11 protein-coding genes are annotated in these 12,525 nt (G+C 70.3%); 4 read left to right on the plus strand and 7 right to left on the minus strand.

Going from position 1 to position 12,525, the window contains the following annotated elements:
- Nucleotides 1-501 precede the first annotated feature (501 nt).
- Nucleotides 502-990, plus strand: coding sequence for a CHRD domain-containing protein (locus H5J26_RS22065; protein ID WP_181767671.1), 489 nt, complete (start codon nt 502-504; stop codon nt 988-990).
- A 131-nt stretch (nt 991-1,121) separates the two neighbouring features.
- Here the strand turns inward: H5J26_RS22065 and H5J26_RS22070 are convergent, their stop codons facing one another.
- The gene (locus H5J26_RS22070) at nt 1,122-1,292 is read right to left on the minus strand and encodes a DUF5670 family protein (RefSeq protein WP_181767672.1); all 171 of its coding nucleotides are present in this window, start codon (nt 1,290-1,292) and stop codon (nt 1,122-1,124) included.
- Between the two features lie 424 nt (nt 1,293-1,716).
- Nucleotides 1,717-2,586 carry a SigB/SigF/SigG family RNA polymerase sigma factor gene (locus tag H5J26_RS22075; RefSeq protein ID WP_181767673.1) on the minus strand — a complete coding sequence of 290 codons (870 nt, stop codon included), beginning with the start codon at nt 2,584-2,586 and terminating at the stop codon, nt 1,717-1,719.
- Between the two features lie 498 nt (nt 2,587-3,084).
- Between H5J26_RS22075 and H5J26_RS22080 the strand changes: the two genes are divergently transcribed.
- Nucleotides 3,085-4,263, plus strand: coding sequence for a PP2C family protein-serine/threonine phosphatase (locus H5J26_RS22080; RefSeq protein WP_181767674.1), 1,179 nt, complete (start codon nt 3,085-3,087; stop codon nt 4,261-4,263).
- Between the two features lie 25 nt (nt 4,264-4,288).
- Here the strand turns inward: H5J26_RS22080 and H5J26_RS22085 are convergent, their stop codons facing one another.
- Nucleotides 4,289-4,807, minus strand: coding sequence for a MarR family winged helix-turn-helix transcriptional regulator (locus H5J26_RS22085; RefSeq protein ID WP_181767675.1), 519 nt, complete (start codon nt 4,805-4,807; stop codon nt 4,289-4,291).
- A 360-nt stretch (nt 4,808-5,167) separates the two neighbouring features.
- Between H5J26_RS22085 and H5J26_RS22090 the strand changes: the two genes are divergently transcribed.
- Nucleotides 5,168-6,412 carry a pyridoxal phosphate-dependent aminotransferase gene (locus tag H5J26_RS22090; protein ID WP_419183833.1) on the plus strand — a complete coding sequence of 415 codons (1,245 nt, stop codon included), beginning with the start codon at nt 5,168-5,170 and terminating at the stop codon, nt 6,410-6,412.
- Between the two features lie 29 nt (nt 6,413-6,441).
- Here H5J26_RS22090 and H5J26_RS22095 read toward each other — a convergent pair whose 3' ends face one another.
- Nucleotides 6,442-6,987, minus strand: a complete 546-nt coding sequence (locus tag H5J26_RS22095; protein WP_181767677.1) for a YbjN domain-containing protein — start codon at nt 6,985-6,987, stop codon at nt 6,442-6,444.
- A 168-nt stretch (nt 6,988-7,155) separates the two neighbouring features.
- Nucleotides 7,156-9,840, minus strand: a complete 2,685-nt coding sequence (gene clpB, locus H5J26_RS22100) for an ATP-dependent chaperone ClpB (protein ID WP_181767678.1) — start codon at nt 9,838-9,840, stop codon at nt 7,156-7,158.
- 160 nt (nt 9,841-10,000) lie between these two features.
- Between clpB and H5J26_RS22105 the strand changes: the two genes are divergently transcribed.
- The gene (locus tag H5J26_RS22105; protein WP_181767679.1) at nt 10,001-10,420 is read left to right on the plus strand and encodes a pyridoxamine 5'-phosphate oxidase family protein; all 420 of its coding nucleotides are present in this window, start codon (nt 10,001-10,003) and stop codon (nt 10,418-10,420) included.
- 26 nt (nt 10,421-10,446) lie between these two features.
- Here the strand turns inward: H5J26_RS22105 and H5J26_RS22110 are convergent, their stop codons facing one another.
- Together H5J26_RS22110 and H5J26_RS22115 are read right to left on the minus strand one after the other, a co-directional pair.
- On the minus strand, nt 10,447-11,289 hold the full coding sequence (locus tag H5J26_RS22110) for a trypsin-like serine peptidase (protein ID WP_181767680.1): 843 nt from the start codon (nt 11,287-11,289) through the stop codon (nt 10,447-10,449).
- Nucleotides 11,290-11,380: 91 nt separating this feature from the next.
- On the minus strand, nt 11,381-12,525 hold a 1,145-nt coding region (locus H5J26_RS22115), incomplete at its 5' end, for a PLP-dependent aminotransferase family protein (protein WP_181767681.1).

Raw genomic sequence — 12,525 nt, forward strand, 5'->3', positions numbered from 1 at the left:
CTACTTCGCGACGCAGTTCTTTCCGCGCCGGAGTATCCGCCGCGACGGCGCCGCGGCGAGGGCCGGTCGCCGGAGCCGCGCTTCGACGCGACGGCGACCATGGCGATGAAGCCCCCGATGACGGCTATCACGATCAGGATGACCAAGAACTTGCCCATGAGTCGTTCCCCCATTGGTTCCCCAGTGCGAATGCGCACTGTCTCGCTGTGCTGTGTTCCCGCTTCGGCGCCCGCCGGACGCCGGTGCTTTGACGCCCTGTCGGCGTGAACGGCTTCTGCCCCGGCCTTCGCGGCCTCAAAGCAGAGTTGAGGAAGTTCAGAGGGTTCGCGCTCGTCCACGCCCCGCTCCCGCATCCGGCCGAACAGCATCGGGCGATACACCCCCTAATGCCCGGTACGGATGCGAATGCCCGATGGCCCGCCTAGCGTCGGCTCCGGATCTTCTGACACCGGAGCGCGCACGTCGTGGCCCGCTCCCCCGCCCAGGAACAGGAGCATTCACATGCGCGTCTCCACCACCGTCGCCGCCGCCCTCGGGGCAGCGGCCCTGATCGCCTCGACGGCCGCGCCCGCCACCGCCGTCTCGCCCGCTCCCGACGCCAAGGGGGGCCACCACCGCGTGGCCCTCACCGGCGCACAGGAAGTGCCCGGCCCGGGTGACCCGGACGGGACCGGGACCTTCCGGTACTCGATCAAGCACGACAGGCTCTGCTACTCGCTCAGCGTCACCGACATCGCCGCACCCACCGCCGCGCACATCCACTTCGGGCAGGCCGGCGAGACCGGGCCCGTCGCCGTCGCGCTGAGGACTCCGCCGGTGGACGGTACGTCCCGCGGCTGCATCCGTGCGCAGCGGACCCAGACCCCGGCGAACGCCTCCACCGTCCTGACCCGCTGGGAGCTGGACGGCATCAAGCGGAACTCGTTCTTCTTCTATGTCAACGTCCACAACGCCGAGTTCACCGACGGAGCCATCCGCGGCCAGCTCTGATCAGACGCATCGCATGATTCGGCGGGTGCGCGCCGTCCGGCCCCCTCGGCCCGGGCGGAGCGCACCCGCCGTGCTGTGCCGACAGCCGGCGGAACCCCTGCGGGGTCCTCGCCGGCTGTCGGCCGCGTCGTCTACCAGCGGTACCACCGGCCCTTGGCGCCACCGCCCCGTGCCGGGCGGATGAAGAACCCCAGCAGCCAGACGACGAGCACGATGACGGCGATCCACCAGAGTGCCTTGAGCGCGAAGCCGGCACCGAAGAGGAGCAGGGCGAGAAGCAGAACGAGTATCAGGGGAACCATGATCTTGACCTCCGGGCACGCGAGATGCCCCGGTTCGAAGCGGAAATCGATCTACGAGGTGTGACCTCGCCGAAGGCCCTCATCCAGTAGAAGGCCCTCATGCATCAGGGCGTTGGGCGGCAGGGCAGCTCTCACTTCCTCTCCTGGTGGTGTCGCCGGTCGTCTCGCGAGCCTCCTCGCGAGGTCGCGCGCGGACGGAACGCTCACGGACGTCGTGGACCGGGCGTCGTGACCGGACGCGGCGGGACCGGACGCGGCGGGACCGGGCGCCGTGACCGGACGCGAACGGTTCGGGGTTCGAGAGTCCGCGCGTCCCTCGGAAGGCGGTCCCGGCGGGACGCCGGATGCGCCCACGGACCCGGGCGTCCCGCCGGGACCTGCTCCCCGATGCGTGCCGGACGTGCGGCACGAACCGTCGCTCTCGTCAGTCCTGCGTGATGGCGGTGCGCAGTTGCTCGAGGCACCTGCGCAGCAGACGCGAGACCTGCATCTGCGAGATCCCGAGGACGTCGCCGATCTGCTGCTGGGTGAGTTCCTCGCCGAAGTACATCTCGAGGATGCGGCGGTCGCGGTCCCCCAGGTCCGTCAGCGCGGGCCTGAGCGCGTTGAAGTTCTCGACCTGCTCGATGGCGGGGTCGCACTGGCCGATGCGGCCCAGCAGCGTGTCGCCTTCCTTGCCTTCGACGTGGTCGTTGCCGGGCATCTGGAGCGAGTGCGTCGAGTAGGCGTTGGCGGCGACCTGCACCTCCGCGACCTCCTCGACGGTGATCATCATGTTCTCAGCGAGCTCGCCGGTCGTGGGCGCCCTGCCCACGCGGGCCTCGAGCCGGTCGGTGGCGCGTGCCAGCTCGATGCGCCGCTCCTGGAGCCTGCGCGGGACGTGCACGGCCCAAGTGGTGTCGCGGAAGAAGCGCTTGATCTCGCCCGTGATGTAGGGGATGGCGAACGACGTGAACTCGACCTCACGGCTCAGGTCGAACCGGTCGATGGCCTTGATGACGCCGATCGTGCCGACCTGACGGATGTCCTCGTACTGGTCGTCCCGCTGACGGAACCGCTTGGCGACGAAGTGCACCAGGGGCAGGCTCAGTTCGATCAAGGTGTTGCGCGCGTACTGGTAGGCGGCGGTGCCCTCCTCCAGCTCCCGGAGGCGCTGAAGAAAGACGCGCGTCAGTTCGCGGGCGTCCTGCGGGGCCACGGCATGCGGGTCCTTGATCAGCGGCAGACCGGCGGTCTCCGTCGTCCCGGTCTCCTGGCCTCTCCCCCCGGCCACCGGTCTGATCGCGCCACTCATGAAAGCCTCCATGCAGCAAATGTTGTCGTCCTGCATGTTTCTACCTGCCCCACGCCTGGAGCGCCACACTCATCGAGTACTTGAATCTCACAGCCTCCACCTGCGACACCTGGCGGCGAGCAGTCGGAGCCTCCGCGGCGCACCCCCGCGAATCGCCCGCATCACCGGCCTGTTGGGGAGGTCGGCGCGGCAGCGTCGAGACGGACGAGCCAGTCGAGTCGGCGACGGCGACGGGGTTCCGGGTCCCCACAAACGCTTGTCGTGTCGCAATCGTTACCCCGCAGCATCACCCCTCGCGACCACGTGTTCTGCGGCAAGGGAGTCCGCTCACGGCGCGAAAGGGCAGAGAAAAACCGCACTCTTCATGGGTTCATCATGAACATGGACGGGATGAGGATATTTCTGCCGCGTACGCTGAAGCGGAACGCGGCGGCGGAGCCGCTCGCGTGGCTCCGCCGGGCTGTCCCCGTCCCCCGGCCCTGGTGAGAAGCAGGAGACGTGAACGAGAACGCAGCAGTTGAGCGCGACCTGCGCGCCGCCGCCCCGCACGAGTTGCTCCACGTCGTCAACGAGGCGCTGATTCGCGGCTACGGGGCGACCCGCGTCCAGCTGCACCTGGCCGACTACGGCGTGCGCAGCCTGCAGCTTGTGGGAGCGACGCCGCTCTCCGACGACCCGGTGCTCATCCACGACAGCCCGCAGGGCCGCGCCTTCGAAGCCCCGGACCCCCTCGTCGTCACGGACGGCGAGGCGCACACCGTCACGGTGCACCTCCCGGTGAGCGTGCGCGGCGACCGCGTGGGCGTGCTGTCCGCCACGTTCCCCGAGAAGCTGGACACCAAGGCGTGCCTCCCGGACCTGGAGCACATCTGCGACGCCCTCGGCCACGAGATCATGGTCGCCGAACGGGACACGGACCACTACATCCTGGCTCGCCGCGCCAGCCGGCTCACGCTCGCCGCCGAGATGCAGTGGCAGCTGCTGCCCGGGCGCTCCTGCCGTCGCCCCGAGTTCGCGCTCGGCGCCCATCTGGAACCGGCCTACGCCATCTTCGGCGACAACTTCGACTGGTCCACCTCCGGCGACCACCTCACCCTGGCGATCACCAACGGCATGGGTGAGGGCATCGAGGCCGCCCTGCTGACCAACCTCGCGGTCAACGCGATGCGCAACGCCCGCCGCGCCGGTCTCGGCCTCGCCGACCAGGCATACCTCGCCGACCAGGCCGTCCACGCCCACTACCGGGGATCGGTGTACGTCTCGATGCTGCTGATGCGCTTCGAGCTGTCGACCGGGCGGACCGAGGTCGTCGAAGCAGGCTCGCCCCGCGTGTGGCGGATGAGGGACGGCAAGGTCGAGGCGCTCGCGTTCGACGCTCAGCTGCCGCTGGGGATGTTCGAGGACACCGTCTTCGACAGCGAGCACTTCCAGGTCGAGCCGGGGGACAGGCTGCTGTTCGCCAGCGACGGCGTGTACGGCACGTCGTCACAGGCCGGGGAGCACTACGGCGAGCACGCTCTGGCGCGATCCCTCACCGCCAACAGGCTCCTGCCTGCCTCGCAGGTGCCCAGAGCCGTCCTGCGGGAGCTGACCGACTACAGGGGAGTCTCACCGCTCGACGACGACGCCCTCGTGCTCTGCCTCGACTGGTACGGGAAGGACGCACCCGCGGGCTGACGCGTCGCACGGGGCCGGGGCGCCGTCAGGCCGTGTCCTCGACGTCCCTCTGAACTGCCAGCCGACGCCCGGTCACCGTCGACTCCGTCGCCTCACGGAACCCCTCCAGCCCTGCCAGGAGCGCCGCTCGCGCCTTGGGCGGCATCACCGCAATGGTCGCCTGCAGTGCCTCTTCGCGCTTGAGGCGCAGGTCGCGCAAGTGGTTCTTGCCCTGCCGGGTCAGATGCAGCTCGAGCTCGCGGCGGCTTACGGGACTGGGCGAACGCTCCAGAAAACCCAGCGCCTGGAGACGGTCGCACAGGCGGCTGACCGAGGACGGGGCGGAGCCCAGCCGGTCTCCCAGCGTGCGCAGGTTCATCCCCTCTTCACGGTCGAGGCAGTACAGCACGCGCAATTGCGAAGCCGAGACCGGGGAGGCGGAGGCGGCGTCCTTGCCCTGCTCCCACATCACTTCCAGCAGCTCGATGACCTCGCGCGCGGCGCCGGCCGCCTCGATCGGCCCGCGCTGCCGCGGTCCCGCAGCCGGCGGGTGGCTCTCACCCATCACTCTGACTCTCCCGAACCAGCACGGCCGTCCCATGAGGAGGGCACCGGCTCGCGCTTCTTCCCGACGCTTCCAGTTCTCCGGGAACGGCCGCCGGACGCTGCCATACCGCACGCCACGAACAGACCGACCCCCGTGTGTCCGCCGGCCGGGCCCCCGCAAGGTGCCCGTCCGGCCCGCCGGCGAACGATGCCGGCAGAACCCTTGTCGAACAACAATCATATCCCGGTACTTCATGCCCGACCACGGCGAGCCGCACACACCCCACCACGGCACCCGCACGCTCCGGAACCGGGAGATTCAGCGGTACGGCCCGTCGGTGACGCGGGGGAGTTGATGAAGTCGGATGCTTCGCGGAGGATGACCGCCATGACAGCTGATCAGCGAGTTCCCGGACGTCCGCTGCTCAACAGGCGCCTGGCGGAGTTCGGCACGACGATCTTCGCGGAGATGTCAGCGCTCGCCGTCCGCACCGGCGCCATCAATCTCGGGCAGGGCTTCCCGGACACCGACGGGCCCGAAGAGGTGCGCGAAGCAGCCGTACGGGCACTGCGCGACGGACGCGGCAACCAGTACCCGCCGGGCCCCGGCATCCCGGAGCTGCGCTCGGCGATCGCCGAGCATCAGCGGCGCTGGTACGGGCAGTTGGGGCTGGCGCCCGACCCGGACACCGAGGTGCTGGTGACCGCGGGCGCCACCGAGGCCATCGCCGCAACGCTGCTCGCCCTGGTCGAGCCGGGCGACGAAGTGATCGCCCTGGAGCCGTACTACGACTCGTACGCCGCCTCCATCGCCATGGCCGGCGGCACCCGTGTCCCCGTCACCCTGCGCCCCGACACCGGGAGTTCCTCCCAGGCGGGCGGCGCCGAGGGGGAGGGCACGTTCCGGCTGGACCTGGACGAGCTGCGCGACGCCGTCACCGACCGCACGCGGCTGATCCTGCTCAACATCCCGCACAACCCCACCGGCACCGTGCTGAGCCGCGAGGAGCTGGCCGCGGTGGCCGAACTCTGCGTCGAGCGCGACCTGCTGGCCGTCACGGACGAGGTCTACGAGCACCTGGTCTTCGAGGGGGAGCACATCCCGATCGCTTCCTTCCCCGGGATGAAAGAGCGCACGGTCACGATCAGCTCGGCCGGCAAGACCTTCTCCTTCACGGGCTGGAAGGTCGGCTGGGTGACGGCGACACCGGAGCTGGTGGGCGCGGTGCGCTCGGCGAAGCAGTACCTGACGTATGTGTCGGCAGGACCCTTCCAGTACGCGGTCGCCGAAGCTCTCGCGCTGCCCGACAGCTACTACACCAAGCTGCGTGAGGATCTGCGCGCCCAACGGGACCTGCTCGCCCGGGGCTTGTCCGAGGCCGGATTCGGCGTCTTCCGCGCCCCCGGCACCTACTTCGTCACCACGGACATCCGGCCCCTCGGGGAGACCTCCGGCATCGACTTCTGCCTGGCACTCCCGGAACGGTGCGGGGTCGTGGCCGTCCCGACTCAGGTCTTCTACGACCACCAGGCGGCCGGCGCGCCCTTCGTCCGCTTCGCCTTCTGCAAGCAGCAGAACGTACTCGCGGACGCCGTCAGCCGGTTGAAGGGTGCGGCCGGCTGACGGCGAACACGCGCGTCATGCGCCGCGAATCACTCGGAGTCGCCGGACCCGCCGGCGGGTCCGTCCTCACCTGACTCCGCGTCCTTCTCCAGGCCGAACTGCTCGACGAGCCACTTGTCGAACTCGATCGACGCACGGACCCAGCTGACGACGCTGGAGACGTAGTGCTCCAGCGAGACGCCGGTGCCGATCAGCATCTGCGCCTCGCCGATGAGGCGGACGGTCCCGTCGTCGTGCGTGTGGCTGTAGACCTTCGGCCACAGGGTGCGCCGGTTCCAGTCGTCGATCGACTCGAGCAGCTTGGGCTTGTCCTCGATCGGATGGGGCCGGTCGTAGAACGTGCGGACCGAGAAGACCTGCTGTTCCTCCTCGCCCCGGAACATGAAGTACGTGCGGAACTCTTCCCACGGCGCCGCGAGGTCTCCCTCGTCGTCGACGACGTACTTCAGCTCCATCTGGTCCAGGAGCTGCTTGACCAGCTCCTGGTCGGGGATGACAGGGCCGGTCGGACCGGATTCCTGCGGGTCGGGCTCCTGGCCCCCGAAATTCGGAATCGAGGACGGATCGATGCTCACCGTGTATTTCCCTTCGTACGGATTCCGCCATCCTCCCCCATGCCGGGGCCGTCGTGGCAAGCCACGTCGTACTCCCGGGACGGTCGTGGTCGGGTACCCGACGGCACGCCGGTGACGCCTCCGGCGTGCCGTCCCGTGTCGCTCCCGGTCAGGCCCCTGACAGGCTCGTCAGGACTGCTCGGCGGACACCTGCTCCGTGCCGGGATCCGGCTCCGCGTCCGGTGCCGAAGACCCTGCCGTGCCGGTCCCGGGGGTCGTCGAGCCGACCGTCAGACCGGGCCGTCCCTCGACGTGGTCGACGCGCACCGTGTCCCCGTCCCGCACCTCGCCGGAGAGGATCTCGCGCGCGAGCTGATCACCGATGGCCGTCTGCACGAGGCGGCGCAGCGGCCGCGCACCGTACGCCGGGTCGTTGCCCTCGTCGGCCAGCCAGGCCAGCGCCTCCGGAGTGACCTCCAGGTCCAGGCGCCGGTCACCGAGCCGGCGGCGCAGCGCGCCGATCTGGAGCTGGGCGATGCGGCTGAGCTCGTCGGTGCTGAGGGCGGAGAAGACGACGACGTCGTCGAGACGGTTGAGGAACTCCGGCCGGAAGGACGCACGGACCGCGGCGAGCACCTTCTCCCGCTTCTCCTCCTGCTTCTCCAGCGGGTCGATCAGGTGCTGGCTGCCCAGGTTGGAGGTGAGGATGAGGATGGTGTTGCGGAAGTCCACCGTCCTTCCCTGCCCGTCCGTGAGCCGCCCGTCGTCGAGGACCTGGAGCAGCACGTCGAAGACGTCGTGGTGAGCCTTCTCCACCTCGTCCAGCAGCACGACGCTGTACGGGCGCCGCCGCACCGACTCGGTGAGCTGGCCGCCTTCCTCGTAGCCGACGTAGCCGGGAGGTGCGCCGACGAGCCGTGCCACGGAGTGCTTCTCGCCGTACTCGCTCATGTCGATGCGGACCATGGCCCGCTCGTCGTCGAAGAGGAAGTCCGCGAGCGCCTTGGCCAGTTCGGTCTTGCCGACGCCGGTCGGGCCGAGGAAGAGGAAGGAGCCGGTGGGACGGTCGGGGTCGGCGATGCCGGCGCGCGTGCGGCGTACGGCGTCGGAGACGGCACGCACGGCCTCGGTCTGGCCGATCAGGCGCGTGCCCAGCTCCTCCTCCATGCGCAGCAGCTTCTGGGTCTCGCCCTCCAGCAGGCGGCCTGCCGGGATGCCCGTCCAGGAGGCGACGACGTCGGCGATGTCGTCCCGGCCGACCTCCTCCTTGACCATCGTCTCGCGCTCCGGCTGCGACGCGGCCTCCTCCTCCGCGGCGGACGCCTCGGCCAACTCCTGCTCCAGGCCGGGGATCTCGCCGTAGAGCAGCTGTGAGGCGGCCTCGAAGTCGCCGTCGCGCTGGGCCCGTTCGGCCTGCCCGCGCAGCTCGTCGAGCTTCTCCTTCAGCTCGCCGACGCGGTTGAGGCTCTTCTTCTCCTTCTCCCAGCGGGCCGTGAGACCGCGCAACTCCTCCTCGCGGTCGGCCAGTTCGCGGCGCAGCCGCTCCAGGCGCTCGACCGATCCGGGATCGGTCTCGTTGGCCAGTGCCATCTCCTCCATCTTCAACCGGTCGACGGCGCGCTGGAGTTCGTCGATCTCCACGGGTGAGGAGTCGATCTCCATGCGCAGCCGGGACGCGGCCTCGTCGACGAGGTCGATGGCCTTGTCGGGCAGGAAGCGCGAGGTGATGTACCGGTCGGAGAGGGCGGCCGCGGCCACCAGGGCGCTGTCGGCGATCTGGACCTTGTGGTGTGCCTCGTAGCGGCCCTTGAGCCCGCGCAGGATCGCGATCGAGTCCTCGACGCTCGGCTCGGCGACCAGGACCTGCTGGAAACGGCGCTCGAGGGCGGCGTCCTTCTCGATCCGCTCGCGGTACTCGTCGAGCGTCGTGGCACCGACCATGCGCAGCTCGCCGCGGGCCAGCATGGGCTTGAGCATGTTGCCCGCGTCCATGGCGGAGTCGCCGCCGGCCCCCGCGCCGACGACGGTGTGCAGCTCGTCGATGAAGGTGATGATCCGGCCGTCACTGTCCTTGATCTCCGACAGGACGGTCTTGAGCCGTTCCTCGAACTCGCCCCGGTACTTCGCGCCCGCGACCATCGCACCGAGGTCGAGGGCGACCAGGCGCTTGTCGCGCAGCGACTCGGGCACGTCGCCCTTGATGATCCGCTGGGCCAGGCCCTCCACGACCGCTGTCTTCCCGACGCCGGGCTCGCCGATGAGCACCGGGTTGTTCTTCGTGCGGCGTGAGAGGACCTGCACGACGCGGCGGATCTCCTGGTCACGGCCGATGACGGGGTCGAGCCTGCCCTCACGGGCGGACGCCGTCAGGTCCGTGCCGAACTTCTCCAGCGCCTTGTACGTCCCCTCGGGGTCGGAGTTGGTCACCCGGCGGTTGCCGCGCGAGGCCTGGAACGCCTCCAGCAGCTTCTTGTCCGTGGCGCCGTGCTTCTCGAGCAGGTCGGCGCTCGCTCCGCCCTTGGCCGCGATGCCGATCAGCAGATGCTCGGTGGAGACGTAGGCGTCCCCCAGCTCCTTAGCGCGCTGCTGGGCGTCGGCGATGACGGCCAGCAGGGGCCGGTCGGGCTGCGGCTTCCCGACGGTCGAGCCCTGGACGCTGGGCAGCGCTGCGAGCTGGCGCTCGGCGGCCGATCGGAGGGCGGCCTGGTCGGCGTCGACGGCCGCGATCAGGTCGGAGATGTTCTCGTTGTCCTCGCCCTGGAGCAGGGCCAGGAGCAGGTGGGCCGGGGTGATGTCGGGGTGCCCGTCCCTCACGGCGCGGTCACTGGAACCGCTGATCGCTTCCCGGCTCTTGTTGGTCAGCTCTGCGTCCACTGGCGTGCGTGCCTCCTCGTCTTCGTTCGTGCGTCCGCGCGTCCGTGTCTCCGTCTGTGCGGTACGGGCGGCGCTTCTGGCCTGCGCCTCGCCTGCCAGTCATGGCATCCAGCAAGTTGAGTCTATTTCACTCAACTATCGAAGAGCTAGATTCGTTCCCATGACGAGCACGCCAGCAACATCGGTTCTCGAAGTCTCTCCGGCGCTCGCGGCCTTCTGGCAGGAGCGCCACTACGCCACGATCACGACGCTTCGCCCGGACGGCACCCCGCACGTGGTGCCCGTAAGCGTCACGTTCGAACCGGACACCGCCGTCGCCCGTGTCGTCTCCCGCCGGACCAGCAAGAAGGTGCGCAACATCACCGCAGCCGGCGACGAGGGCATGCGGGTCGCGCTCTGCCAGGTCGACGGCCGACGGTGGTCGACGCTGGAGGGCCGCGCCCGTGTCCGTACGGACGCCGAAGGGGTCGCCGACGCCGAGAGCCGGTTCGACGAGCGCTACGGCCGGCGCCCCAGTCCCAACCCGGAGCGCGTGCTGATCGAGATCACCGTGGACCGGACGCTGGGCCGGCCCGCCTGACCGGCGGCGCTGCCGGTCAGGCGGGCCTACCTCCGGCCACCGAACTCCTTCAGGACCGCCTTCGCCGACTTCGGGAACGGCCGCCCCAGCAGTTCGTCGTCCGACCCGACCGAGGTCACCGCCACCAGCGTCCCCGCACCACGTGCGCTGTCGATGCCGCGCAGCCAGGGGCCGCCGCTGACGCCCTGCGTGAGCTTGCAGGGCTGAAGTGCCAGGGCACCCACGTTGGCGGCCGCGATCTCTCCGCGCCGGTAACGGTGGGCCTCGCCCGCGCAGTAGTTGAGCGACTCACCGTCGTAGGGCGAGGTCACCGGGTAGCCGAGGGTGACGGTGGCGCCGCTCGCGACGGGCTCGGTCCGCAGGGTGTTCGCGCCGTAGACGTCCTGGATGGTGCGTCCGCCCCGCTTCTCCATCCGGAGGAAGGCCCAGTCGTTCGGAAGGATCGACTCCAGCTCCTTCTTCACGTTCCAGCCGGGCGCCACCTTCCACGACTTCGCCTTCCACCCCTTGGTCAGCACGGCCCTCGGCCCGCCTCCGCCCTCGTAACCCGGCTGGAAGTAGACGGCCTGCGGCTTCCGCGGGCGCTCGGGGCTGGCGATGCAGTGCGCCGCCGTGGCGACGACGCTGCCGCTCGGGGAGTCGACGATGGCGGCCGAGCACGACTCGACCTGGTTGCCCGACAGCTTGGTGACGAGCTTGCCGACCGTCTTGACGGTCCCCTGCGGCCACCGGTCCCCCGAGGACGCCTTCGGGGTCTCCCTCCCGGCGGAAAGGGAACGGTGCGGCGCGGGCGCCTCGGCCGCACCCATGACAGCCAGAGCAGTCGTGCAGGTCACGAGTGCGGCGACAGCCGCGCGAGTCGACGTCATGACCCCACGCTCAGCCGCACCCGGCGCGGAGGCCATCCGCGCACACCTGATCGGGTTAAAGCCGCGCGTTCCCGCCCGCCCCGTACACCAGTCATGACAACCCTCCTGTGGACATCCCTCTCCTGACCTCACCGAGCACCGCCACGCCCTCGTCGATGTCCGCCGGCGTGCTCGCGGCGTACCCGAGGACGAGCCCGGCCCTGCCCTCGCGCTGGCGGTGCCAGGACAGCGGCTGCGACTTCACGCCCCGTGCGAGGGCGGCGGCAGCCAGGCTCACGTCCTCGAACCGGGCGTCGAAGGTGACCGTCAGATGCAGCCCGGCCGCGGCGCCGTGCACGGTCGCATCCGGCAGGTGCCTTCCGAGGGCCCCGATCATCGCGTCGCGGCGGCGGCGGTGACGTCGGCGGACGAACCTCAGCTGACGCTCCAGCTCCCCCGACTCCATCAGCCTGGCCAGCACCAGCTGCGGCAGCACCGCGTTGCCCAGATCCGTGTGCCGCTTTCCGTCCACGAGCGCTTCCCGGTACCGCGGAGGCGCGATCACCCAGCCCACCCTCAGCGCCGGGGCGAGCAGCTTGGAGACGCTGCCCGCGTAGCAGACCCGTTCCGCGAGCATCGACCGCAGAGCGGGCACGGGCGGCCGGTCGTAGCGGTGCTCCGCGTCGTAGTCGTCCTCGACGATCAGGCCGCCGTCGGCAGCCCAGCGCATCAGCTCCCGGCGCCGCTCCCCCGCGAGCACGACCCCGGTCGGGAACTGGTGCGCGGGCGTCAGCAGTACGGCCGCTGCGCCCGTGGCGCGCAGCTGGTCGACGCACAGGCCGTCCGCGTCCACATCCACTCCGGGAGTCTCCAGCCCCCACTTGCGCAGCACCTGACGGCCACCGAGTGAGCCCGGCTCCTCCACCGCCACGCTGTCCAGACCCTCCTGGCGCAGGGCGTGCGCGAGCAGCGCGAGCGCCTGTGAGACGCCGGCGACGACGACCACCTCGTCGGCACCGACCCTGATGCCGCGGTTACGGGCCAGCCAGTCGGCGACGACCCGGCGCAGCGCGGGGGCACCGCGAGGATCTCCGTATCCGAGGTCGGACGCCGAGAGTCCGCCGAGCACGGAGCGCTCGGCCCGCAGCCACGCGGCACGCGGGAACGCAGCCAGGTCGGGCACGCCCGGCGTCAGATCGATGCGCGCGGGGGCGGCCCTCAGCGTCTCGAAGACCTCCACGCCCGGCTCGGCGCCGA

Origin of the sequence: Streptomyces albidus (ex Kaewkla and Franco 2022) (genome assembly GCF_013870515.1) — a bacterium.
GTDB classification, from domain to species: Bacteria; Actinomycetota; Actinomycetes; order Streptomycetales; family Streptomycetaceae; genus Streptomyces; species Streptomyces albidus.